Here is a 24,673-nt window from a genome sequence, read left to right on the forward strand (position 1 = left end):
TGATCAGTCCTTGGAGCGACGGTTGCGGCGCCCGCCACGGCGGGCGCCGGGCAGGGTACGGCCGAGGAGGACGGTGCGCTCGACGCGCCCGGCGGCAGGGGCTTCCTCGCCCTTCTTGCCGATCGCGCGGCGCACGCCGTAGCCGAACGCCGCCACCTTGACCAGCGGGCCGCCGAAGGCGGAGGAGACGGTCGAGGAGAGCGCCGAGGCATTGGCGGTGACCTCCTGGACGTCGGCGGCAATGGCATCGACGCGGGCCAGCTGGGTGTGCGCGGAGCGGACGGTCACGGAGGCGTCGGCCAGGAGCGGGACGGCCTGCTCGGACACTTCGGCCACCATCTTGGTGGTCGCCTTGAGCGTCTGCGCGAGCCTCACCAGCACGAGGGCGAGGAACGACACAAGGATCGCCCAGAAGACGGCCACGAGGATCCCGGCCACCTCTCCACCGGACACGTTGGCACCACACTCCGACTGATTTGGTCTGGGCTCGTTCCCGCTCAGCTGTCCGCTCGAACGGCAACCTTGACCTTATCGCGCCGTGACTGTCCGTCCGCACCCCGTTCCCCCTCGGACGCGGAGCGCGGGCCCGGGATTCCCGAGGCGTGATTGTACGGTCCGCATCCCGCCGAGTACGCTCCGTGTGCCATGCGACGCCTCACGCGCCCCGGCCCTGCTCCCCGTCCCTCCCCCGCGCGCCTGCGGGAGGCTGACCGGCCGGGGAATCTGCCCGCGGAGCTGGGCGGCTTCATCGGCCGCCACGACGAACTGGCCACGCTGGCACGGCAGCTGGAATCCGCCCGGCTGGTCACCCTCACCGGCCTCGGCGGCGTCGGCAAGTCCCGGCTTGCCCGTCAGACGGCAGGGATCTTGCAGGATCGCTTCTGCGATGGGGTGTGGCTGGTCGAACTGGCCTCCCTGCGCGAGCCGCACCTCCTGGAGCACACCGTCGCCGAGGCGCTGGGAGCCACCGGCCACAGCGGCCGCCCGGTGCGCTCCGCGCTGTGCGACCTCCTCGCCGACCGGGACCTGCTGCTCGTCCTGGACGGCTACGAGCACCTGGTCGACGCCTGTGCCGAACTGACCGGGCAGCTGCTGCGCCGTGCCCCCGGGCTGCAGGTGCTGGCCGCGGGCCGGCGGCCGCTCGGGCTCGACGGCGAGCGGACCGTGCCGCTGCCGCCGATGAACACCGCCGATGCGGCCGCCCTCTTCGCCGAGCGCGCCGCCGCCGTCGTCCCCGGGTTCACCGTCGGGCCGTCCAACGAGGCGGCGGTCACCGAGCTCTGCGACCGGCTGGACGGCATTCCGCTCGCACTGGAGCTGGCCGCCGGACGGCTGCGCGCCCTGTCCGTGGACCAGGTGCTGCACCGGCTCGACGACCGTTTCCGGCTGCTGACCGGCACCCGCCCGCGCTGCTCCCCCGGGCTCGCGGCCCCGTTCGAGCAGGAGGGGCCCCGGTCCGGGCTCCCGGCCCCGCGTGAGCCGGGGGGACCCCCGCCCCGCCACCGGACACTGCGTACCGCGATCGGCTGGAGCCATGAGCTGTGCACGCCCGAGGAACGGCTGCTGTGGGCGCGGCTGTCGGTCTTCGCCGGGCACTTCGATCTGGAGGCGGCCGAATACGTCTGCTCGGGGCCGGAGCTGCCGGCCGGTGAACTCCTCGACGTCCTCACCGAGTTGGTCACCCAGTCGGTGCTCGTACACGAGGAGACCGCGGCCGGGGCCCGCTACCGGATGCTGGACACGGTACGGGCCTACGGGGCGGGCTGGCTGGCGGCGACGCCCGACGGCGAGCGGCTGCGGCGCCGGCACCGCGACTGGTATCTGGGGCTGGCCACCTGGTGCGAACTGGACTGGTTCAGCTCCCGGCAGGCCGAGATCGCGGCCCGGATCGAGGCCGACCTGCCCAATGTGCGGGTGGCGCTGGAACAGAGCCTGGAGACTCCCGCCGATACCCACCTGGGCCAGTACCTGGCGGGCACGCTGTGGTTCTACTGGGTGGGCTGCGGCCGGCTCTCGGAGGGCCGGCACTGGCTGGACCGGGCCCTGGAGCTGGAGAGCACCCACGACGAGGCGCGGCTGAAGGCGCTGTGGGTGGCCGGCTACGTCGCGGTGCTCCAGGGGGACACCGTCGGCGCGCTGGGGGCCCTGCAGGAGTGCCGTGACGAGGCCGAGCGGACCGGCAACGCCACCGCGGCCGCGTATGCGCTGCACCGCACCGGCTGTCTGGCGCTGGTCAGCGACGACCTGCCGCGCGCCGAGAGGCTGCTGCGCGCCGCGCTGGATCGCTACCGGGAGATCGGCGAGCTCAACAGCAATGTGCTGCTGGGGCAGGTCGAGCTGGCGATGGCGGTGGCCTTCCAGGGCGAGCTGGCGGACGCGGTGCGCAGGTGCGAGGACGTCCTGGAGGTGTGCGAGGAGCACGGCGAGCGCTGGACGCTGGCGTACGCCCAGTACGTACTGGCCTTCGCGGCCTGGTCCCGTGGCGACGGCGGGCGGGCCCGTGCGCTGCTGGAGGAGTGCCTGGCCATCGATCACACCTTCCACGATCTGCTCGGAGCGGTGCTGGCGATCGAGCTGCTGGCCCTGGTGACGCTCGGCGAGGGCGACGCGGAGGAGGCGGCGGTGCTGCAGGGAGCCGCCGGGCGGATCTGGCCGTCGGTGGGGCTGCCGCTGTTCGGCTCGCGCCATTTCAACCAGCCGCATGTGCAGTGCGAGCAGCAGGCGCGCGAGCGGCTGGGAGACGAGCGCTACGAGCGCTGCCGGCGCGCGGGCGAGCGGCTCGACCTGGACGCGGCGGTGGCCCGGGTCCTGCGGACCGCGGGCCTGCTGCCCGCACCGCTGCACACGGTGCGGATCACGGCGCCCGGCACGAACGAGCCCGCCGCCTCCCCCTCCGCGAGCGGCGGGGAGACGGCGGGCTGAGCGCGTGGCGCTGCGCCTGCTGTGGTGCTTAGCGGGCGTAGTACTCGACGACGAGCTGCTCGTCGCAGATCACCGGGATCTCCTTGCGGTTCGGGTCCCGGTCGAGACGGAACGCCAGAGCCGGCAGGTTGACCTCGAGGTAGCGCGGGGTCTCACCGTCGGTGTCGTAGCCACCCTCGCGGGCGACCTGGAAGGGGTGCTTCTCGCGGCTGCGCTCGCGGACCATCACGACATCGCCGGGACGGACGCGGAAGGACGGCTTGTCGACCTTGCGGTCGTTCACCGAGATGTGGCCGTGGACGACCATCTGACGAGCCTGGTAGATGGTGCGGGCGATGCCCGACCGCAGGACGAGCGCGTCCAGACGGCGCTCAAGCTCGATGATCAGCGCTTCGCCGGTCTTGCCTTCGACCTTCCGAGCGCGGTCGTAGGCACGCGCCATCTGGCGCTCGCTGATGTCGTACTGCGCACGCAGGCGCTGCTTCTCGAGCAGACGGACCTTGTAGTCACTGCTCTGCTTGCGGCCACGGCCGTGCTCGCCGGGCGGGTAGGGACGGGCCTCGAAGTACTTGACGGCCTTCGGCGTCAGCGCGATGCCGAGCGCGCGGGACTTCTTGACCTTGGGACGCGACTGGTTCACGTGGAACGGACCTCCGTGTAAGTTAGGTGAGGCTTACCTTAGCGCGAGGAGAACGCATGTTTCGACCTGGGATCCCCCTGCCCAGTGCACACCGCACCGAGGCGGGTCAGCCGCGTCCCGTGGAAGACGCCCAGCAGCCCACTGCCGCCGAGCGCATACGAACCCTCGTCGAGTCCAATGGTATGGCGTCTTTGAGCATCCCCGGCGTCGAGGACCCCGACGAAGCCGGTCTCTCGGCTCCCGTCTGCCGCACCGTGACACCCGGCGGAGACGTGCTGTTGCTGGTTCCAGGCGACTGTGCGGCGGCTCGGGCGGCCGCACACGCACAGGACGACGATCTCACAGCCGTGATGGAGATCACGGATGTCGCACCGGTCTCGGTGCCTCATCGGATCCGCGGACGGGCCTGGGTGGCCGGCTGGCTGACCCCCGTACGCAATGAGCAGCGCGCCGAGGCCGCCATGCTGCTCGCCGAGCGACACCCGGTGGGCGAGCTGCTCGGCATCGGTGAGGCGCTGCAGCCGGCCCCGGCACCGGGCCGGTACGGGCGGACCGCCTGGATGATGCTGCGCCTGGAGGTCGGTGAGGGCGCGGTGGACGATCTGTGGGGCGCCGAACCCGTCGAGCCCGACGAGTTCGCCGTCGCGGCCCCCGATCCGCTGGCCGCTCACGAGGCGGAGCTGCTGCAGCATCTGCACACGGCGCACAGCGAGCAGGTGCGCGGGCTGTGTGCCCTGCTGGGCGACCGCAAGGAAGCCTGCGGGGTGCGCGACCGGGCCGTGCCGGTGGGCCTGGACCGCTTCGGCCTGCGGGTGCGCTTCACCGACGCCGAGCAGCGGTCCTTCGACGCGCGGTTCGACTTCCCCGAGCCCGTGCGGGACGTGGCGGGGCTGCGGCGGGCGATGCATCTGCTCTTCGAGGCGGCGGCCGAGTAGTCCGCGGCCTCGAACGGCCCGGCCTTCCGGGACTCCGCGCGGTCGGGGAGCCACCCGGCCGGGACTCCCGGCGCCGACACGGCCGGGGAGCCCCGGCACGGCCACGGGAGCCACCGGCCGGACCGGCGAGGGCTTGCTGACCGGCCGGGGCCGTCCGGACCCGGCCAGGGCATCCGGACCGGCGCCGGCCAGGCCTATTCGGTGGCTGCCTCGCCGGAGGCCGAGCGCAGGCGGACGCGGACCCGCTCGACCACATCGGCGTAGCGCGCCTCCGCGCCATGGCGGGTGGGCTCGTAATACCGCTTGCCGTGCACCTCGTCCGGCGCGTACTGCTGGGCGGCGATACCGCCCGGCAGGTCGTGCGGGTACTGATAGCCCTGGCCGTGGCCGAGCTTCTGAGCGCCCTTGTAATGGCTGTCGCGCAGATGCGGGGGCACCGCACCCGCCTGACCGGCCCGGACGTCCGCCAGGGCGGCGTCGATCGCTCAGCGTGATCCGGGCCTCCGGGAAGCCGATCATCGCCACGGCCTGGGCGGCGGCCACCGCGGTCTGCAGGGCCGTCGGATCGGCCAGGCCGATGTCCTCGCTCGCCGAGATCATCAGCCGGCGGGCGATGAAGCGCGGGTCCTCGCCCGCCTCGATCATGCGCGCGAGGTAGTGCAGCGCGGCGTCGACGTCCGAGCCCCGGATGGACTTGATCAGCGCGCTGGCGACGTCGTAGTGCTGGTCGCCGTCCCGGTCGTACTTCACCGCCGCCCGGTCGACGGACTCCTCCAGCGTCCGGAGGGTGATCTCCTTCTCCCCCTTGGCCAGCGCGGATCCTGCACCGGCCTCCAGGGCCGTCAGCGCCCGCCGGGCATCGCCGCCCGCGATCCGCAGCAGATGCCCCTCGGTGTCCTCGGGGAGGGTGACCGAGCCCGCCAGGCCGCGCGCATCGGTCAGCGCGCGGTGCAGCAGCCCGCGCAGATCGTCGTCCGTGAGGGGTTCGAGGGTCAGCAGCAGCGACCGGGACAGCAGCGGCGAGATCACCGAGAAGTACGGGTTCTCGGTCGTCGCGGCGATCAGGGTGACCCAGCGGTTCTCCACGGCCGGCAGCAGGGAATCCTGCTGGGCCTTGCTGAAGCGGTGGATCTCGTCCAGGAAGAGCACGGTCTCCTTGCCGAAGCCGCCGGAGGCACGCCGGGCGCCGTCGATGACCGCGCGGACCTCCTTGACGCCCGCCGTGATGGCGGAGAGCTCCACGAAGCGCTTGTTCGTCGCCTGGCTGACGACGTACGCGAGGGTCGTCTTGCCGATGCCCGGCGGCCCCCACAGGAACACCGACGACGGCCCCGCCGGCCCCCCGTTGCCCTCGCCGACCAGCCGGCGCAGCGGCGAGCCCGGCTTGAGGAGATGCTGCTGCCCCACGACTTCGTCGAGGGTGCGCGGACGCATCCGCACGGCGAGCGGGGACCCCGCGGGGTCCTTCTCCTGACGGTCTTCGGCAGCGGCGGTGAACAGGTCGGGCTCCACGTCCACGAGCCTATGCCACCCCACTGACAACGCCCCGGGCACCGTTGACGGCGGCCGGGGCGTGCGGTGGGTGCGCGCGGCCGACTAGATCAGCGTGCTCCAGAACGACCACCAGTTGGTGAGGATCAGCACAGCGATCACGCCGTACCAGACCACGGGCACGACCCAGTGGAACTCCACGACGGCGCCGCGCAGCCCCTCGGGAGCCGGGATGATGCCGTGCTTGAGGTTGTGCGCGGTGGTGTACCAGAACATCAGGATGGTGACGCACCAGGTCAGAGTGCACCACAGGCACAGCGAGTTGATGCTGTACAGCGACTGGGACATCAGCCACATGCAGAAGACCGCGGCGAGCCCGGTGCCGATGTTCAGGCCGATCCAGTACCAGCGGCGGAAGCGGGCGCCGGCCAGCAGGGCCATACCGATCGCGATGACCACACCGAAGCCGACCAGCCCGGCCATCGGGTTCGGGAAGCCGAAGACTTCCGCCTGCTCGCTCTTCATGACGTTGGTGCAGGAGACGATCGGGTTGAAACTGCAGGCCGGCGTGAACTTCTTGTTCTTCAGCAGCTCGAACTTGTCCAGGGTGATGATCCAGGCCGCGAAGATGCCCAGCGCACCGGTGATCACCAGGAGCAGCGCGAAGCCGCGGCCGGAACCGATGGTGCCCGCGCCGCTCGCGCGGTCGTCGTCGGTGGACACGTCGTCAAGCGCTGTCGTCGTCATATCGCCGTTCCGTCGATCCCGTGGGAGATGAGGCTGAGCAAGCGGTCCGCGAGCGCGGCACCGCCGTTCATTCTGCCCCAATTCCACCATGGCCCACTGTGCGATGAACATAAAGCCGAACCCTCCGTACACAGGGTTCTCTCAGGTTCGCGCCCCGTCTGCCCGCCCTGCCCCCGCTCCGGGACCGGCCGCCGCCGGTGGCACGGCCCGTCCAAAACCCTCCGCCGGGATGACGGCGCAGCGGGCGTTGACACCGGACGCCGACAGCACGAGGGGCCCGGACGGCAGGTCGCCGTCCGGGCCCCTCGGAATCCCGCCGCGCGGCCTCAGCCCAGCCTGCGCCGGACTTCCTCGGCCACCCCGTCCAGCGCGACGCCGGTCTGCTCGCCGCTCTCCAGGTCCTTGAGCTGGACGACACCCTCGGCCAGGTCCCGCTCACCCGCGACCAGCGCCAGCCGCGCACCGGAGCGGTTGGCGGACTTCATGGCGTTCTTCAGGCCCTTGCCGCCGAACGCGAAGTCGGTGGCGACACCGGTCCGGCGCAGCTCGGTGACCACACCGAACAGCACCCGGCGGGCCTCCTCGCCGAGCGGGACGGCGTACACGGCGGTGGCGGCGGGGATGTCGAGCGTGATCCCCTCCGCCTCCAGTGCCAGCACCGTACGGTCGACTCCCAGCGCCCAGCCGACGGACGGCAGCGCGGGGCCGCCGATCATCTCGGAGAGGCCGTCGTAGCGGCCGCCGCCGCCCACCGCGGACTGCGAGCCCAGGCCGTCGTGAACGAACTCGAAGGTGGTGCGGGTGTAGTAGTCCAGGCCGCGTACCAGCTTCTCGTCGTCCTCGAAGGCCACGCCCGCCGCGGTCAGCAGCTCGCGCACCTGCTCGTGGTACGCCTTGCAGGCCTCACAGAGGTAGTCGCGGAGCCTGGGCGCCCCGTCGAGCTGCTTCTGCACCGCTTCACGCTTGTCGTCCAGGACCCGCAGCGGGTTGATGTCCACCCGGCGCCGGGTGTCCTCGTCCAGGTCGAGTCCGCGCAGGAAGTCCTGCAGCGCGGCGCGGAAGACGGGGCGGCACTCCTTGTCGCCCAGCGAGTTGAGCAGGATGCGGAAGTTCCGCAGGCCCAGCGCGCGGTAGGCCTGGTCGGCCAGGATGATCAACTCGGCGTCCAGCGCCGGGTCTTCGGCACCGATGGCCTCGGCGCCGACCTGGGAGAAGTGGCGGTAACGGCCCTTCTGCGGACGCTCGTAGCGGTAGTACGAGCCGGAGTACCAGAGCTTGACGGGGAGGTTGCCGGCCTTGTGGAGGTTGGCCTCCAGCGCGGCGCGCAGCACGGAGGCGGTGCCCTCGGGGCGCAGCGCCAGCTGGTCGCCGCCCTTGGTCTCGAAGGCGTACATCTCCTTGGTCACGATGTCGGTGGACTCGCCGACCCCGCGCGCGAACAGCTCGACGTTCTCGAAGCCGGGCGTCTCGATGTAGCCGTACCCGGAGTTCTTCAGCGGCGCGGAGATCGCCTCGCGCACCGCGAGATAGGTGGCGGACTGCGGCGGAATCAGGTCGTAGGTGCCCTTGGGGGCCTTGAAGGTGCTCACGGAAACTCTCGTCACATTCCTCGTCGTGGAGCCGGACTGAAGCCGTCTCCGAGGCCGGCGGCCACCTCCCGCAGGAAGGGGTTGGTGGCGCGCTCGCGGCCGATGGTGGTCTGGGGGCCGTGGCCGGACAGGACGACGGTCGAGTCCTCCAGCGGCAGGCACACACGCGCCAGCGACTGCAGGATCTCGGCGTGGTCGCCGCCCGGCAGGTCGGTGCGTCCGATGGAGCCGGCGAACAGCAGGTCGCCCGAGAAGAAGACCGGCGGAACGTCGGCCTGCTCGGGCATCCTGAACGTCACCGACCCCTTGGTATGGCCCGGGGCGTGCGCGACGGAGAATTCGATCCCGGCGAGTTCCAGGGCGGCACCGTCGCTCAGCTCCTTGACGTCGTCCGGCTCGCCCACCGTGAGCTCGCCCATGAGCTGCTGACCGATGGAGCGGCCGAGGGCCTTCTCCGGGTCGCTCATCATGTAGCGGTCCTCGGGATGGATCCAGGCCGGGACGTCGTGCGCGCCGCACACCGGGACGACCGAGGCGACGTGGTCGATGTGACCATGCGTGAGAACGACCGCTACGGGCTTGAGCCGATGCTTTGCGACGGCGTCCTCGACTCCTTGGGCCGCCTGGTGGCCCGGGTCGATGATGACGCACTCCTCGCCTGCGGCGGGGGCGACCAAGTAGCAGTTGGTGCCCCAGGCCCCGGCGGGGAACCCGGCAATCAGCACGTTCGTCCTTAAGGTCGGTGTGGAGGCCGGCCCGCAAGGCCGCTCCTCCCGGACATCTCGGCAGCTCCAGAGCCTACCGGCGGGACTCCCGGCAGAGCGAACCCGTATACCGTACGGCCACGGCGCACGAGCGCGATCGGTGATCAGTGATCGGACAAGGAGACGACCGGTGGTCAGCAAAGATCAGCGGCGGCGGCAGCTCGCCCGCGAGAAGTACGAGCGTCAGCAGCAACGGCGGAGCGCGGACCGGCGGAAGGCCAAACGCCGCAACGTGATCATCGCCTCGGTCGTGGCCGTCACGCTGGCCGCCGGCGCCGCGGTCTACGCCTCCACCGGACTCGCGGGCGGCAGCGACCAGGAATCCGACCGGCCCGCGGCGGCCCCGACGCCGTCCAGGGCACCGGACCCGTGCCACAGGCCCGCGAAGGGCACGCCGTCGCAGAAGACCTGGGCCAAGGAACCGGCGATGTCGCTCGACACCTCGGCCGCCTACTCCGCGAAACTGGCGACGACCTGCGGCACGATCGATCTGAAGCTGGATGCCGGCAAGGCACCGCACACGGTCAACTCCTTCGCCTTCCTGGCCGGCCAGGGCTACTTCGACCACAGCAGGTGCCACCGCCTGGTCGACGAGCAGCTCCACATCCTGCAGTGCGGCGACCCGAAGGGCACCGGCCGGGGCACCCCCGGCTACACCATCCCGGACGAGAACCTCAAGGACCCGCGGCTCAAGGGCGGCGTCTATCCGGCGGGCACGGTCGCGATGGCCAACCGCTACGACGGGGCGAGCGAGAAGAGCCGCAACTCCGGCGGCAGCCAGTTCTTCCTCGTCTACCAGGACAGCAAGCTGCCGCCGAACTACACACCGTTCGGCACCATCACAGGCGGTATGGACGTGCTGCGAAAGATCGCCAAGGCCGGTTCCACGACCGACCCGCAGACCCGCAACAGTGCGCCCAACGCCACCGTCGTGATCGACAAGGCGTCCGTGAAGAAGTCCTGACCGGCCGGACGACCTGGGGCGGCGCCGCGGAGCCGCCCCGGTGCGAACCGCGGAATTTCGTGGCGCTGGATGCGGACAGCAGACCGCCGGTCGCCTAGATTGGCGTTGGGTAGGGTGCCTGCTCCGACGGCTGCCACCCTCACCCGCAATTCAGCCCGTCGGACCGGCCAGGGCGCGGCTCTGCCGGACAGAAACTGTGGACGATGCCGGGGGGCCGCACGCCCCGTCGGCATCATGTGGAGGAGGCGCTGTGAGCAGCGACCCATGGGGCCGCGTCGACGAGACGGGGACCGTGTACGTGCGTACCGCCGAGGGCGAGCAGGTCGTCGGATCGTGGCAGGCGGGAACTCCCGAGGAGGCCCTCGCCTACTTCGAGCGCAAGTATGAGGGCCTGGTCGTCGAGATCGGCCTCCTCGAGCGCCGGGTCAAGACCACCGACCTGTCGGCGAAGGACGCGACGACCGCGATCGACCATCTGCGCACCCAGGTCGACGAACACCACGCGGTGGGCGATCTGGACGCGCTGCGCAAGCGGCTGGACAAGCTCGTCGAGGCCGTCGAGTCGCGCCGCGAGGAGCGCAAGGCCCAAAAGGCGAAGCAGAGCGACGAGGCCCGGCAGGCCAAGGAGAAGCTGGTCACCGAGGCCGAGGAGCTGGCGGCCAGTGAGCAGTGGCGGGCGGCCGGCGAGCGGCTGCGCGCACTGGTCGACACCTGGAAGGGCCTGCCGCGGCTCGACCGCAAGGCGGACGACGAACTGTGGCACCGCTTCTCGCACGCCCGCTCGGCGTTCTCCAAGCGCCGCAAGGCGCACTTCGCGTCGCTGGACGCGCAGCGCGAGGAGTCCCGTAAGGCGAAGGAGAAGCTGGTCGCCGAGGCCGAGTCGCTGTCGAACTCGACGGACTGGGGGGCCACCGCGGCCCGCTACCGCGAGTTGATGGCCGACTGGAAGGCCGCGGGCCGCGCCCAGCGTGAGCAGGAGGACGACCTGTGGAACCGCTTCCGCGGCGCCCAGGACATCTTCTTCCAGGCGCGCGGTGAGATCTTCGCGGAGCGCGACGCCGAGCAGCGGGAGAACCTGACCCGCAAGGAGGAGCTGGCCGTCGAGGCCGAGAAGCTGCTCCCCGTCTCGGACCTGAAGGGCGCGCGGTCGGCGTTCCGCTCGATCAACGAGCGGTGGGAGGCCATCGGCCATGTCCCCCGGGACGCCCGCCCCAAGATCGAGGGCCGGATGCACGCCGTCGAGCGCGCCATCCAGGAGGCCGAGGAGAGCGAGTGGCGGCGGACGAATCCTGAGGCGCGGGCCCGCGCCGCGGGGCTGACCGGCCAGCTCCAGGACGCGGTCGACAAGCTGCAGAAGCAGATCGACACGGCCCGGGCGGCGGGCAACAACGCCAAGGCCGACAAGCTCGGCCGGGAGCTGGAGGGCCGCAAGTCGCTGCTGGACCAGGCGCTCAAGGGCCTGGAGGAGTTCGGCGGGTGATGTTGCGCCTCAACCGGCGCCGCTCTCGCGGAGCTGGTTGATCGCCCTTGTGGTTCCGCACCTCTTTGCGCCTCAACCGGCGCCGCTCTCGCGGAGGTGGCTGATCGCCCTCGTGGTTCCGCAATTAATGGCTGAGGTGCCTGATACGAGGAGGGGCCCCGGTACTTGCGTACCGGGGCCCCCTTTCGTGCGCGGTTACGGCCGGCGGGCCGAGGTCACCCGATAGACGTCGTATACGCCCTCCACGCCCCGTACGGCCTTCAGGACGTGCCCCAGGTGCTTCGGGTCGCCCATCTCGAAGGTGAAGCGGGAGGTGGCCACGCGGTCACGGGAGGTCTGGACGGCGGCCGACAGGATGTTGACGTGCTGGTCGGACAGGATCCGGGTGACGTCCGACAGCAGGCGGGAGCGGTCCAGCGCCTCGACCTGGATGGCGACCAGGAAGACCGAGGACTGGGTGGGCGCCCACTCGACGTCCAGGATCCGCTCCGGCTGCCGGGACAGCGAGTCGACGTTGACGCAGTCGGCGCGGTGTACCGAGACGCCGTTGCCGCGGGTGACGAAGCCGATGATGGGGTCGCCCGGCACCGGCGTACAACACCGGGCGAGCTTGACCCAGACATCGTCGACGCCCTTGACGACCACACCGGGGTCGGCGCTGGAGCGGCGCTTGGAGCGCGGCCGGATCGGGGTGGACTCGGCGATGTCCTCGGTGGCCTCGTCCTGGCCGCCGAGCGCCTGTACCAGCTTCTGGACGACGCCCTGGGCTGCGACATGGCCCTCGCCGATGGCGGCGTAGAGCGAGGAGATGTCCGGGTAGCGCATCTCGTGCGCAAGGGTGACCAGGGAGTCACCGGTCAGGATCCGCTGGATCGGCAGGTTCTGCTTGCGCATGGCGCGCGCGATGGCGTCCTTGCCCTGCTCGATGGCCTCGTCGCGGCGCTCCTTGGAGAACCAGCCGCGGATCTTGTTGCGGGCGCGCGGGGACTTGACGAAGCCGAGCCAGTCGCGGGAGGGCCCGGCGCCCGTTGCCTTGGAGGTGAAGACCTCCACCAAGTCGCCGTTGTCCAGGGTCGATTCGAGCGGGACGAGGCGCCCGTTGACCCGCGCTCCTATCGTGCGGTGGCCGACCTCGGTGTGCACCGCGTACGCGAAGTCGACGGGGGTGGCACCGGCCGGCAGCGCTATGACGTCGCCCTTGGGCGTGAAGACGAAGACTTCGTTGCGGGACAGGTCGAAGCGCAGCGACTCCAGGAACTCGCCCGGGTCCTCGGTCTCCTTCTGCCAGTCCAGCAACTGGCGCAGCCAGGCCATGTCGTTGACGGTGTCCTGGCCCTTGCCGGCGTTCTTCGGGACATCCGTACGGATCTTGGAGGCCCCCGCCACCGCCTCCTGCTTGTACTTCCAGTGGGCGGCGATGCCGTACTCGGCGCGGCGGTGCATGTCGAAGGTGCGGATCTGAAGCTCAACAGGCTTGCCGCTGGGGCCGATCACCGTCGTGTGCAGCGACTGGTACATGTTGAACTTCGGCATCGCGATGTAGTCCTTGAACCGGCCGGGGACCGGGTTCCATCGCGCGTGGATGGTGCCGAGGGCGGCGTAGCAGTCGCGGACGGTGTCGACGAGGACGCGGATGCCCACCAGGTCGTAGATCTCGGCGAAGTCGCGGCCGCGCACGATCATCTTCTGGTAGACGCTGTAGTAGTGCTTCGGGCGGCCGGTGACCGTGGCCTTGATCCGGGCGGACCGCAGATCGGCCTGGACCTCGTCGGTCACTATGGCCAGGTACTCGTCGCGCTTGGGCGCCCGCTCGGCGACCAGCCGGACGATCTCGTCGTACATCTTGGGGTAGAGGATCGCGAAGGCGAGGTCCTCCAGCTCCCACTTGATGGTGTTCATGCCCAGGCGGTGGGCGAGCGGAGCGTAGATCTCCAGCGTCTCGCGGGCCTTCTTCTCCTGCTTCTCCCGCTTGAGGTAGCGCATGGTGCGCATGTTGTGCAGCCGGTCGGCGAGCTTGATGACCAGGACGCGCGGGTCCTTGGCCATCGCGACGACCATCTTGCGCACCGTCTCGGCCTGCGCGGCCTCACCGAACTTGACGCGGTCGAGCTTGGTGACGCCGTCGACCAGCAGCGCGACCTGGTCGCCGAAGTCGCCGCGCAGGGTGTCCAGGCCGTATTCGGTGTCCTCGACGGTGTCGTGCAGCAGGCCGGCCATCAGGGTCGCCGGGTCCATGCCCAGCTCGGCGAGGATCGTCGTCACCGCGAGCGGGTGGGTGATGTACGGGTCGCCGCTCTTGCGCTTCTGGCCGCGGTGCCAGCGCTCGGCGACCTGATAGGCGCGCTCGATCTGGCGCAGCGTCCCGGTCTCGATCTTGGGGTCGTTGCCGCGGACGGCCCGCAGCAGCGGCTCCAGGACCGGGTTGTACGGGCTGGAGCGCTGGACGCCGAGCCGGGCGAGGCGGGCCCGTACCCGGTTGGGCGAGCCGGAGCGGCCGGCGGGGGTGGGGGCCGGCGGCTTGGGCGGGGCGGGCTGGTCGGCCTTGGCGGGCGGCTTGGCCGCGCGGGACGGTGCCGCCGGCTGGGGCGAGGAGGCCGCCGGACCCGGCTTGGGCGCCGTACGGGGCCGCTCGGTGGGCGCCTGGGACGCGGTGGATCCACCGGCCGGGGGCCGGGGCGCGGTGGTGCCGTCGGACGCACCCTGCCGCTCGGGCTGGGGCGCGTTCGAGGAAGCCGCGGCCGCCGGCTTCGGCTCGTCCGGGCGCGCGGCGTCGGATCCCGCCGGACGCAGTCCGGGGGAGGGCGGCTGGGCCTCGTCTGGCAAGAGCACTCCTCAAGCGGTTCCGGACCCCAGGACCTCGAACGGGCCGGGGTGCCATGGTATCGACCTCGGGGCCGCGACTCCCCCGCGGCCGAGGTTCCGTACATGACACAGCAGCAGGGGCACCCGGATTCTTCCGGATGCCCCTGTTTGCGCGACGGTGCCGTGCGAGCGCGGCTCAGACCGTGATCAGGGCCTCCAGCGCGGCGCCCTTCAGGCCCGGCTCCAGCCGCTCCCGCCCGGCCAGGAAGCCCAGCTCCAGCAGGACGGCCACGCCCGCGACCTCGGCGCCCGCGCGGCGGATGAGCTGCAGCGAGGCGTCGGCGGTGCCGCCGGTGGCGAGGACGTCGTCGATCACCAGCACCCGGTCGCCCGGGGCCAGCGCATCGGCGTGCATCTCGATCTCGGCCGTGCCGTACTCCAGCTCGTACGCCTGTCCGAGCGTCGTGCCGGGCAGCTTGCCCGCCTTGCGTACGGGGACGAAGCCGACACCGGCCCGGACCGCGACCGGAGCGGCGAGTATGAAGCCGCGGGCCTCCAGGCCCACGATCTTGTCCACGCGGTGCCGCCCGCACAGCTCGGCGAACGCCTCGGTCAGCGCACCGAAGGCTGCCGGGTCGGCCAGCAGCGGGGTGATGTCCTTGAACACCACGCCCGGCTGTGGGTAGTCCGGAACGTCCGCGATCCGGCTGAGCAGCAGCTCACGCAGCTCCACGGGGGCGCTCACCGGCGCTTGCCCGACGGGCGGCCGCGTCCGCGGTTGCGGGAGGCGGGCTGCTGCCGGGGGCCGACGACCGCGGTGCCGTCGCCGTCCTCGGCGTCCGCCCCGGCGGGGACCGCGTCCGGCCCGTCCTCCTGGCCCGCGTCCTTGGCCTCGGCCGCGGCACGCTTCGCCTGCACCCGCTTGGCCAGTGCCTTTATCTGCGGCTCGCGGCTCTTGAGGTCCGCGACCAGCGGGGTCGCGATGAAGATCGAGGAGTACGCACCGGCGGCGAGGCCGACGAACAGGGCCAGCGAGATGTCGTTGAGCATGCCCGCGCCCAGGACGCCGCCGCCGACGAACAGCAGACCGGCGACCGGGAGCAGTGCCACGACGGTGGTGTTGATGGAGCGCACCAGGGTGCCGTTGATGCTGCGGTTGGCGATCTCGCCGTAGGTGAAGCGGGTCTGCTTGGTGATGTCCTTGGAGGCTTCCTTGAGGCTGTCGAAGACGACGACCGTGTCGTACAGGGAGTAACCGAGGATCGTCAGCAGACCGATGACCGTGCCCGGGGTGACCTCGAAGCCGACCAGGGCGTAGATGCCGACCGTGATCGTCAGGTCGTGGATCAGCGCGATCAGGGCGGCCACCGCCATCCGCCACTCGAAGGCGATGGCCAGATAGAGCACCACGAGGACCATGAAGATCCCCAGGCCCAGCCATGCCTTGTTGGCGATCTGCTCACCCCAACTCGGGCCGACCAGCTGGGTGTTGACGTTCTTGACCGGGACGTTCAGGTCCTTGGCGAGCTCTTCTTGGACCGGCACCGACTGCTTGGTGTCCAGACCGCTGATCTGGATGCGCAGCGCGCCGCCGCCGAGCTTCTGCACCACGGCCTGGTGGCCGCCGGCCACCGACTCGGCCTTGTGCTGGGCCTCCGGGGCGGAGACGGAGGTCTTAGGGGTGGTGAAGACCGCGCCGCCGGAGAACTCGATGCCCATGTTCAGGCCGCGCACCCCCAGGCCGACGATGGCCACGACGGTGATGAGGATCGAGAGGCCGTACCAGATCTTCCGCTTGCCGATGAAGTCGTAGCCGACCTCGCCGCGGTAAAGCCGGGCGCCGATGTTGCCGAGCTTGGACATCTCACGCCTCCTTCGTGGTGGGGGCGGCGCCGCGACGACGGCGCAGCGGCGGCTTGGCGCCCAGGCGCTTGGGATCGAGGCCGGACCAGGAATGGCCGTCGGAGAAGAACTTGCGCCGGGCCAGCAGTGTCATCAGGGGCTTGGTGAAGAGGAAGACCACGACGACGTCGAGGACGGTGGTCAGGCCGAGCGTGAAGGCAAAGCCCTGGACCTTGCCGACGGTGACGATGAACAGCACCGCCGCGGCCAGGAACGACACGAAGTCGGAGACCAGGATCGTGCGGCGGGCCCGCGGCCAGCCGCGCTCGACGGCCGGACGCAGGGTGCGTCCCTCCCGGATCTCGTCCCGGATGCGTTCGAAGTAGACGATGAACGAGTCGGCGGTGATACCGATGGCGACGATGGCACCACAGACCGCCGGGAGGTTCAGCGCGAACCCGATGGCCGGGCCGAGCAAGGTCATGATCGTGTACGTCAGGACCGCCGAGACGCCCAGGCTCGCCAGCGCGACCAGCGCCAGCCCCCGGTAGTAGGCGACGAGGTAGATGACGACCAGCGCGAGGCCGATGGCGCCGGCGATCAGACCGGCGTGCAGCTGCTCGCCGCCGAGCGCCGCGGTGACCGTGGTCTCGTCGTCGATCTTGAAGGAGAGCGGCAGGGCACCGTAGGACAGCATGTTGCCCAGGTCCTCGGCGGACTGCTGGGTGAAGCCGCCGGAGATGGTGGCTCCGCCGCCCATGATGGCCTTGTCGACCGAGGGAGCGGACACGACCGCGCCGTCCAGGACGATCCCGAACCTGTTCTGCGGCGGCGCCTTGGTGGCGAGCTTGCCGGTGATGTCCCCGAACTTCTTGCCGCCGTCGGAGGTGAAGTCCATCTGGACGATCCAGCCCTGGCCCTGCTGGCTGTCGAAGGTCGCCTTGGCGCTGCTGACGTCCGTGCCCTCGACGGCGACGGGGCCGAGTACGTACTTCTCCCTGCCGTCTTGATTGCAGGCCACGATCGGGTCGGACGGCTTGGTGTTGGCGGCCTTCTCACCGGCGGCGGAGCGGCTCGCCTTCGAGGAACAGTCCAGCGCGTTGAGCTGCTTCTGGAGGGCCGGCGGGATGGCCGCGCCGCCCGGAGGCGTCGGCTGCACCGGGGGCGCGGAAGGCTTGCCGGAGGGGGTGGGCTTGGCGGAGGGCGCCTTCTTCAGCGAAGCGGTCACCGCGCGGCCCTGCGTCGACGGCTTGGAGCTCGGCGACTGCGGGGCAGCGGCCTTCTGCCCGCTGCCCGGCTGGTTCTTGGCCGGGTCACCGGCGGCCTTGTCGCCCTTGCCCTTGCCGTTCGCACCGCTCTGGGAGGGGCCGGGCTTGGGCTGCTCGGGTGTCTTGGTACCCGCGGCGCCGGTCAGCACCGGCCGGAACCCGAGCTGGGCGGTGGTGCCGACCTGCTTGCGCGCCTGCTTCGCGTCCGTCCCCTTGGGGATGTTCACGATGATGTGGTTGCTGCCCTGCGTCTGCACCTCGGACTCGGTCACACCGAGACCGTTGACCCGTCGCTCCATGATGTCGGCGGCGGTTTTCATGTTGGTCTCGTTGATCGCGTTGGGCTTGCCCGGCTGGTTCTGGGCCGCCAGCGTGAAGCTGGTGCCGCCCGCCAGGTCGATGCCCAGTCGCGGCGTCAGCGTGCCGGAGTAGAACATGCCTCCGATCAGCCCTGCCATGGCGATCAGGACCAGGATCAGGGTGCGGCCCGGATGCCCCTGGCTCGCGGGCGCCCTGCGGCCCTTCTTCGGTGCTGCCACCTTCTCGTATCTCCCTGTCCAACCCCTCGGCCCGGGTTGCCGGCCGAGGAGCCACGAAGTCTTGTGGGGACGTGCCCCCGCCGGAGCCTAGACCGTCCCGGAACCGCGGCGCACGACACAGCACGCATGCTCCGCGGTTCCGTGGGGCGGACTACTTCGCTTCGTCGTCGCCGGACTTCTTGTCGTCCTTGGCGGTGTCCGCGTCGGCCTTGACGGTGTCCTTGGCGTCGCCGGCGGCCTTGGTGTCCCCCGCCTCGGCGGCGGCAGGCTTGTCCGCGGCGGCCTCGGCGGCCGGGGTCTCGGCCTTGCCCAGGTCGATCTTGTCGCCCTGGTCACCCTTTTCGGCGGCCTCGCCGGCGGCGGCGCCGGTCAGCGAGGAGGCGTCGTCCGGGACGATCGGCTCGTCGCCGTGGATCGGGTCGGCACCGTCCAGGATGCGGTTGTACTCCTCGTCCGCGAGCACCGCGCCGATGGCGTTCTTGGCGTAGATCGCGTGCACACCGGGGGCGACCTCCAGGAGGACGGTTTCCTCGTGGATTTCCTTGACGGTGGCGTACATGCCGCCGATCGTCCGGACGCCGGTGCCGGCCTGCATTTCGTTGCGCATCTGCGCGGCCGCCTGCTGCTTCTTCTTGGCAGACCGGGTCATCAGGAACATGGCCCCGATGAGGACGATGAAGGGGAGGAGAGTCACGATACTCACGGGACGGAAATCCTTCGCACGACCGCTGATGCGCGGTCTCATATACGGGGGTGGGTCTGCCGTCCATACGAACGGCATCGGCGGAGTCTAGGCGAGTCCCCACCAGTGGAACAACGCCCAGCATCCCACCGCAGTTCCTGACCGGGCGAGTCCCCGCGCCGTCACGCCCCGAACAAGCCCTGCTGTCCGCTTCCGCCGGTTTGCTGCTGCGGTGGAACGAGGCCCAGATGAGCCCATGCGGCCGGGGTCGCGATCCTGCCCCGGGGTGTCCTGGCCAGCAGTCCTTCCCGTACGAGGAACGGCTCGGCGACCTCCTCGACGGTCTCCCGCTCCTCCCCCACCGCGACCGCAAGGGTGGACAGGCCCACCGGGCCGCCGCCGAACAGCTTGAGCAGGGCCGTGAGCACGGCGCGGTCGAGGCGGTCCAGGCCGCGGGCGTCGACCTCGTAGACCCCGAGGGCGTGGGAAGCGATCTCGCGGGTGATCAGGCCGTCGGCCTTCACCTGGGCATAGTCGCGGACGCGGCGCAGCAGGCGGTTGGCGATACGGGGCGTGCCGCGGGAGCGGCCGGCGATCTCGGCGGCGCCCTCGGGTTCTATGTCGAGGTCCAGCAGCCCGGCCGAGCGGTGGATGACCCGCTCCAGCTCGGCGGGGGCGTAGAACTCCATATGGGCGGTGAAGCCGAAGCGGTCACGGAGCGGGGGCGGCAGCAGACCGGCCCTGGTCGTGGCCCCGACCAGGGTGAACGGGGGGAGCTCAAGAGGGATGGCGGTGGCTCCCGGGCCCTTGCCGACGATCACGTCGACGCGGAAGTCCTCCATCGCCATATAGAGCATTTCCTCGGCGGGCCGGGACATCCGGTGGATCTCGTCGAGAAAGAGGACCTCCCCCTCCTGGAGGGAGGAGAGGATTGCGGCGAGGTCACCGGCGTGCTGGATGGCGGGCCCGGAGGTGATCCTGATCGGGGCGCCCATCTCAGCGGCAATGATCATGGAGAGGGTCGTCTTGCCGAGGCCCGGCGCCCCGGACAGCAGGACATGGTCGGCGGTGGCGCCACGGGCGCGGGCGGCGCGCAGCACCAGGTCGAGCTGTTCGCGCACCCGCTCCTGGCCGACGAACTCCTCCAGGTCCTTGGGCCGCAGCGCGGCCTCGACGGCGGTGTCCTCGCCGTCCGCATCGGCTCCGACCAGCCGGTCGGCCGCCCCCGGGGCGGCGTCCTCGGCGGTGTGCGGTGCGGTGTCGTCCCAGTTCACTGCGGATTGCCTCGTGGGGTCGGGGCGGCCGGGCCGCCTGTGTGGTCGTACGGTCGGGGGCGCGAAGCCCGGCCGGCGGCGGTCATCGCGCCCGGTTCAGAGTCTGCAGGGCCGCCTTGAGCAGCTGCGGCACCTGGGGCGTACCGCCCTCGGCGACGGCCGCCTCGGCCTGCGGGGCGACCGCGGTGACCGCTTCGTCCGCCTCGCGGGTGGCGTAGCCGAGGCCGATCAGGGCGGCGTGCAGCTGGTCGCGCCAGCCGGCCGTGACGGCGCTGCCGACGCCCGCGCGGCCGGTGCCCAGCGGCTCGCCGAGCCGGTCCTTGAGCTCCAGGAGCAGCTTCTGTGCGCCCTTCTTGCCGATACCGGGGACGGCGGTGAGGGTCTTCTCGTCGCCGGTGGAGACGGCGAGGCGCAGGGTGTCCGGGGTGTGCACGGCCAGCATCGCCTGGGCGAGCCGGGGGCCGACGCCGCTGGCGGTCTGCAGCAGTTCGAAGGTCTGTCGCTCGTCGTCGTCGGCGAAGCCGTAGAGGGTGAGCGAGTCCTCGCGGACCACGAGGGAGGTGGCGAGCTTGGCCGGCTGTCCGATACGCAGGGCGGACAGGGTGTTCGGCGTGCACTGGACGGCCATGCCGATACCGCCGACCTCGACGACGGCGGTGTCCGGGGCGAGGGCCGCGACCGGGCCGGAGACGAAGGCGATCATCGGGTGCCCTTCTGGGGATTCGTCCGGCGGGTGCCGGAGGACGGGACGGTGGCGGAAGCGGCGCGGCGGGCCGCGGCATGTGCCTGCTGGAGGCGGTTGACCGCGGGGGCGCGCCAGATGTGACAGATGGCCAGCGCCAGGGCATCGGCGGCGTCGGCCGGTTTCGGCGGTGCGTCCAGCCGCAGCAGACGCGTGACCATCGCCCCGACCTGGGCCTTGTCGGCCCGGCCCGATCCGGTGACCGCGGCCTTGACCTCGCTGGGGGTGTGCAGCGCGACCGGCAGCCCGCGCCGGGCGGCGCACAGCATGGCGACCGCGCTGGCCTGGGCGGTGCCCATGACCGTACGGACGTTGTGCTGGCTGAAGACCCGCTCCACGGCGACGTACTCCGGGCGGTACTCGTCGAGCCAGGCGTCTATGCCGCGCTCGATCTCGACGAGACGGTGCGCGATCTCGGCGTCCGCGGGGGTGCGGACGACACCGACGCCGACCATGGTCAGCGGGCGCCCCGCGACCCCGTCGACCACACCGACCCCGCAGCGCGTCAGCCCCGGGTCCACCCCCAGCACCTTCATCGCTCCCCGCCCCTCGTACTGTCGCCCGGCTGTACCCGATCGGGGAGCGCATGCCCCCTGAAGAGAGCGAATGCCCCCTGATCAGCACAGTAATGGCTGCCACTGACAAACGGACGGGCCGACGGGGTGTGTCCCCGTCGGCCCGTCAGTCGACCGAGCGTGCCACGCCTGTCAGGCGTCGACCTTGGCCATCACATCGTCCGAGACATCGAAGTTGGCGAAGACGTTCTGCACGTCGTCGCTGTCCTCCAGCGCGTCGATCAGCTTGAAGATCTTGCGCGCGCCCTCTTCCTCCAGCTCGACCTGCATGGTCGGGACGAAGTTGGCGTCGGCCGAGTCGTAGTCGATGCCGGACTCCTGGAGGGCACTGCGGACCGCGACCAGGTCGGTGGCCTCGCTGAGCACCTCGAAGGACTCGCCGAGGTCGTTGACCTCCTCGGCGCCCGCGTCCAGCACCGCGCCCAGGACGTCGTCCTCGGTCAGTTCACCCTTGGGGACGATCACCACGCCCTTGCGGTTGAACAGGTACGACACCGAACCCGGGTCGGCCATCGAACCGCCGTTGCGGGTCATGGCGACGCGGACGTCCGAGGCGGCACGGTTGCGGTTGTCGGTGAGGCACTCGATGAGCACCGCGACACCGTTGGGGCCGTACCCCTCGTACATGATGGTTTCGTACTCGGCGCCACCGGCCTCGAGACCCGCACCGCGCTTGACCGCGGAGTCGATGTTCTTGTTGGGCACCGAGCTCTTCTTGGCCTTCTGGATGGCGTCGAAGAGGGTCGGATTGCCGTCCGGGTCGGCGCCGCCGGTACGGGCCGCGACCTCGATGTTCTTGATCAGCTTCGCGAAGAGCTTGCCGCGCTTGGCATCGATCACGGCCTTCTTGTGCTTCGTCGTAGCCCATTTAGAGTGGCCGGACATCCGCCTGTCTCCTTCGCGTAACCAACGTCTGAATGAACGCCTCAGATCCTACCGGGGCCGGGTCACACGGTGTTACTCCCGCCCGTCACCCGGCCACCAACGCCGGACGGCCCGCTAGGGGATGTCTCCCAAGGCGCGCCGCACCATGTCCACGAACAGAGCGTGGACCCGGTGGTCACCGGTGAGCTCCGGGTGGAAAGACGTGGCGAGGACGTTACCTTGCCGCACGGCCACGGTGTGCCCGTCATACGTCGCCAGGACCTCGACCGCGCCGCCGACCGACTCGACCCAGGGCGCCCGGATGAAGACGCCCTCGACCGGCCCGCCGGGGATCTGGGCGACGTCGATGGCCGCCTCGAACGACTCGTTCTGCCGCCCGAAGGCGTTACGGCGCACGATCATGTCGATGCCGCCGAACGTCTCCTGGTCCTCACGGGCGTCCAGCAGCTTGTCCGCGACCATGATCATGCCGGCGCAGGTGCCGTAGACCGGCTTGCCCGCACGGACGAAGGCGCGCAGCGGCTCCAGCATGCCGAAGACGACGGCCAGCTTGGACATCGTGGTGGACTCGCCGCCCGGAATGACCAGGCCGTCGATCTCGTCCAGCTCCTCGGAGCGGCGCACCGGCCGAGCCTGGGCACCGGTGTCCGCGAGCGCCCTGAGGTGCTCGCGGACGTCGCCCTGGAGGGCCAGCACACCGATGGTGGGGGTGCTCATCTGCCGTCCTACCAGCCGCGGTTGGCGTAGCGCTCGGCCTCGGGGAGGGTGTCGCAGTTGATGCCGACCATGGCCTCGCCCAGGTTGCGGGAGGCGTCCGCGATGACGGCGGGGTCGTCGTAGAAGGTGGTGGCCTTCACGATCGCGGCGGCGCGCTTGGCGGGGTCACCGGACTTGAAGATGCCGGAGCCGACGAAGACGCCCTCGGCGCCGAGCTGACGCATCAGTGCGGCATCGGCCGGGGTGGCGACACCACCGGCGGAGAACAGCACGACCGGCAGCTTGCCGAGCTCGGCGACCTCCTTGACCAGCTCGTACGGGGCGCGCAGCTCCTTGGCGGCGGCGAACAGCTCGTTGTGGTCACAGCCGCGCAGCTTGGCGATCTCGCCCTTGATCTGCCGCAGGTGGCGGACCGCCTCGACGACGTTGCCGGTGCCGGCCTCGCCCTTGGAGCGGATCATGGCGGCGCCCTCGGCGATCCGGCGCAGCGCCTCGCCCAGGTTGGTGGCACCACAGACGAAGGGGGTGGTGAACGCCCACTTGTCGGAGTGGTTGACCTCGTCGGCCGGGGTGAGGACCTCGGACTCGTCGATGTAGTCGACACCGAGCGACTGCAGGACCTGGGCCTCGACGAAGTGACCGATACGGGACTTGGCCATGACCGGGATGGAGACGGCGCTGATGATGCCGTCGATCATGTCGGGGTCCGACATCCGGGCCACGCCGCCGTCCTTGCGGATGTCGGCGGGGACCCGCTCCAGGGCCATGACGGCGACGGCGCCCGCGTCCTCGGCGATCTTCGCCTCTTCCGGCGTGACGACGTCCATGATCACGCCGCCCTTGAGCTGCTCGGCCATCCCGCGCTTGACGCGCGCGGTTCCGGTCTCGGGGTTCTGGGGCGTGGTGGGCGTGCTGGACACGGTTCGACCTCACTCAATCCGGGTGGCTGTACTACTGCGCCCACACAACCGTTAGTGAGTGGCCCGAGGAAAGGGCCAATTAGAGGTCAGTGGCTCGTCGCTACTGGGAGTCGCAGTTTGCGGCACGCACCGCCCGGGTCCCGCTTCCCGCTCAGTTCCCGGCCGAGCGGTCGTCCAGGACGACCGGGGGCTCGTCGTCCATCTCGAAGGCCAGCGGGAAGGGCGCATGGCCGGCCAGCCGCAGATAGTGCACCACCCGGTGCCGGCGGACGGCGCGCGCAGCCCGTACGGCATCGTTGTGGAAACGGCGGGCCATCGGGACCCGGCGCACCGCGGCGGTGAGTTCGGTGACCGTTCGCTCACCGCCCGGGGCTTCCCGCACGGCCTCCAGCTGAGCCTCCTCGGCGAAGATCGCCCGCAGCGCCTGGCTCAGCTCACTCTCCGCGACTTCACGGTGGTCCTCCGCCGCCTGCCGGGCCTCGTGCGCGGCCTGGTAGAGGACGATCGAAGCGGCGGGATCGAGGATCCCCGAGGTCCCCACCTCCTGCGCGACGGACGCCCGCCGCAGCAGTTGGGCGTCGAGGGCCGCCCTGGCCGCGTCGATACGGGCGTGCAGGCGGTCGAGGCGGCCCGCCGTCCAGCTCAGATAGATGCCGATGAGGACGATCGCGGCGGCGATCCAGATGAACGTGGTCACGGCCAGTCACCTTACGCGCCTGCGGCGCGTTGTTTTCGCCCCACGTTTTCGGCTCTCTCGCCATTTCGCCTGGCGGCGGGCGGGTCCGCTGCGCGGGGCGGGTCCGCTGCGCGGGGCTGTCGGGGTGCGGTGACGGGCCTGCGCGGGTGGGGTGCCGGACTGCTTCGCTTTACGTCCGGCACCCCACCCGCTCCGGCC

The 24,673-nt window shown here is 70.9% G+C and carries 21 protein-coding genes and 1 pseudogene; 4 read left to right on the plus strand and 18 right to left on the minus strand.

Translation table 11 applies throughout. The features are described from left to right. Positions 1-3 precede the first annotated feature (3 nt). Positions 4-453, minus strand: coding sequence for a DUF948 domain-containing protein (locus ACF088_RS23700; protein ID WP_392377764.1), 450 nt, complete (start codon positions 451-453; stop codon positions 4-6). A 192-nt stretch (positions 454-645) separates the two neighbouring features. On the opposite strand from ACF088_RS23700, the gene ACF088_RS23705 reads away from it, so the two are divergent. Then, entirely contained in the window at positions 646-2,922 is a 2,277-nt protein-coding gene (locus tag ACF088_RS23705) for an ATP-binding protein (RefSeq protein ID WP_392377765.1), read from the plus strand. Between the two features lie 28 nt (positions 2,923-2,950). Here ACF088_RS23705 and rpsD read toward each other — a convergent pair whose 3' ends face one another. Next, positions 2,951-3,562 (minus strand): 30S ribosomal protein S4, encoded by a 612-nt coding sequence (gene rpsD, locus ACF088_RS23710; protein ID WP_030987289.1) that lies wholly within the window; start codon positions 3,560-3,562, stop codon positions 2,951-2,953. Positions 3,563-3,744: 182 nt separating this feature from the next. On the opposite strand from rpsD, the gene ACF088_RS23715 reads away from it, so the two are divergent. Then, entirely contained in the window at positions 3,745-4,497 is a 753-nt protein-coding gene (locus ACF088_RS23715; RefSeq protein WP_392377790.1) for a DUF2470 domain-containing protein, read from the plus strand. A 194-nt stretch (positions 4,498-4,691) separates the two neighbouring features. Here ACF088_RS23715 and ACF088_RS23720 read toward each other — a convergent pair. The 4 genes and pseudogenes from ACF088_RS23720 to ACF088_RS23735 all read right to left on the minus strand — a co-directional run bounded on the left by ACF088_RS23720 (position 4,692) and on the right by ACF088_RS23735 (position 9,049). After that, a pseudogene (locus tag ACF088_RS23720) lies at positions 4,692-6,009 on the minus strand (replication-associated recombination protein A). An 84-nt stretch (positions 6,010-6,093) separates the two neighbouring features. Next, positions 6,094-6,735 carry a vitamin K epoxide reductase family protein gene (locus tag ACF088_RS23725; protein WP_392377766.1) on the minus strand — a complete coding sequence of 214 codons (642 nt, stop codon included), beginning with the start codon at positions 6,733-6,735 and terminating at the stop codon, positions 6,094-6,096. A 326-nt stretch (positions 6,736-7,061) separates the two neighbouring features. Further along, entirely contained in the window at positions 7,062-8,324 is a 1,263-nt protein-coding gene (hisS, locus tag ACF088_RS23730; protein WP_392377767.1) for a histidine--tRNA ligase, read from the minus strand. Between the two features lie 11 nt (positions 8,325-8,335). Then, the gene (locus tag ACF088_RS23735) at positions 8,336-9,049 is read right to left on the minus strand and encodes an MBL fold metallo-hydrolase (RefSeq protein WP_392377768.1); all 714 of its coding nucleotides are present in this window, start codon (positions 9,047-9,049) and stop codon (positions 8,336-8,338) included. A gap of 169 nt (positions 9,050-9,218) precedes the next feature. On the opposite strand from ACF088_RS23735, the gene ACF088_RS23740 reads away from it, so the two are divergent. Continuing rightward, the gene (locus tag ACF088_RS23740; RefSeq protein ID WP_392377769.1) at positions 9,219-10,052 is read left to right on the plus strand and encodes a peptidylprolyl isomerase; all 834 of its coding nucleotides are present in this window, start codon (positions 9,219-9,221) and stop codon (positions 10,050-10,052) included. 250 nt (positions 10,053-10,302) lie between these two features. Next, positions 10,303-11,532, plus strand: coding sequence for a DUF349 domain-containing protein (locus ACF088_RS23745; RefSeq protein ID WP_392377770.1), 1,230 nt, complete (start codon positions 10,303-10,305; stop codon positions 11,530-11,532). A 195-nt stretch (positions 11,533-11,727) separates the two neighbouring features. Here the strand turns inward: ACF088_RS23745 and ACF088_RS23750 are convergent, their stop codons facing one another. The 12 genes from ACF088_RS23750 to ACF088_RS23805 all read right to left on the minus strand — a co-directional run bounded on the left by ACF088_RS23750 (position 11,728) and on the right by ACF088_RS23805 (position 24,481). Then, on the minus strand, positions 11,728-14,322 hold the full coding sequence (locus ACF088_RS23750) for a RelA/SpoT family protein (protein WP_392377791.1): 2,595 nt from the start codon (positions 14,320-14,322) through the stop codon (positions 11,728-11,730). 208 nt (positions 14,323-14,530) lie between these two features. Then, entirely contained in the window at positions 14,531-15,079 is a 549-nt protein-coding gene (locus ACF088_RS23755; RefSeq protein ID WP_392377771.1) for an adenine phosphoribosyltransferase, read from the minus strand. Beyond that, positions 15,076-16,197 carry a protein translocase subunit SecF gene (gene secF, locus ACF088_RS23760; RefSeq protein WP_392377772.1) on the minus strand — a complete coding sequence of 374 codons (1,122 nt, stop codon included), beginning with the start codon at positions 16,195-16,197 and terminating at the stop codon, positions 15,076-15,078. Before secF ends, ACF088_RS23755 begins: the two co-directional genes overlap by 4 nt. Position 16,198: 1 nt before the next feature. Further along, complete coding sequence (gene secD / locus ACF088_RS23765) at positions 16,199-17,983, minus strand: protein translocase subunit SecD (protein WP_392377773.1); 1,785 nt, start codon at positions 17,981-17,983, stop codon at positions 16,199-16,201. Between the two features lie 151 nt (positions 17,984-18,134). After that, complete coding sequence (gene yajC, locus ACF088_RS23770; RefSeq protein ID WP_392377774.1) at positions 18,135-18,686, minus strand: preprotein translocase subunit YajC; 552 nt, start codon at positions 18,684-18,686, stop codon at positions 18,135-18,137. A gap of 161 nt (positions 18,687-18,847) precedes the next feature. Next, complete coding sequence (gene ruvB, locus ACF088_RS23775) at positions 18,848-19,939, minus strand: Holliday junction branch migration DNA helicase RuvB (protein WP_392377775.1); 1,092 nt, start codon at positions 19,937-19,939, stop codon at positions 18,848-18,850. 82 nt (positions 19,940-20,021) lie between these two features. Then, positions 20,022-20,642 (minus strand): Holliday junction branch migration protein RuvA, encoded by a 621-nt coding sequence (gene ruvA / locus ACF088_RS23780; protein ID WP_392377776.1) that lies wholly within the window; start codon positions 20,640-20,642, stop codon positions 20,022-20,024. Further along, the gene (gene ruvC, locus ACF088_RS23785) at positions 20,639-21,217 is read right to left on the minus strand and encodes a crossover junction endodeoxyribonuclease RuvC (RefSeq protein WP_392377777.1); all 579 of its coding nucleotides are present in this window, start codon (positions 21,215-21,217) and stop codon (positions 20,639-20,641) included. The genes ruvA and ruvC overlap by 4 nt, the downstream gene beginning before the upstream one ends. 171 nt (positions 21,218-21,388) lie before the next feature. Next, positions 21,389-22,141, minus strand: a complete 753-nt coding sequence (locus ACF088_RS23790; RefSeq protein ID WP_392377778.1) for a YebC/PmpR family DNA-binding transcriptional regulator — start codon at positions 22,139-22,141, stop codon at positions 21,389-21,391. 114 nt (positions 22,142-22,255) lie between these two features. Continuing rightward, positions 22,256-22,858, minus strand: coding sequence for a pyridoxal 5'-phosphate synthase glutaminase subunit PdxT (pdxT, locus tag ACF088_RS23795; protein WP_392377779.1), 603 nt, complete (start codon positions 22,856-22,858; stop codon positions 22,256-22,258). A gap of 8 nt (positions 22,859-22,866) precedes the next feature. Next, positions 22,867-23,778, minus strand: coding sequence for a pyridoxal 5'-phosphate synthase lyase subunit PdxS (gene pdxS, locus ACF088_RS23800; protein WP_392377780.1), 912 nt, complete (start codon positions 23,776-23,778; stop codon positions 22,867-22,869). Between the two features lie 151 nt (positions 23,779-23,929). After that, positions 23,930-24,481, minus strand: coding sequence for a hypothetical protein (locus ACF088_RS23805; RefSeq protein ID WP_392377792.1), 552 nt, complete (start codon positions 24,479-24,481; stop codon positions 23,930-23,932). Positions 24,482-24,673: the final 192 nt, after the last annotated feature.

Origin of the sequence: Streptomyces sp. NPDC015125 (genome assembly GCF_043080045.1) — a bacterium.
Taxonomy (GTDB): domain Bacteria; phylum Actinomycetota; class Actinomycetes; order Streptomycetales; family Streptomycetaceae; genus Streptomyces.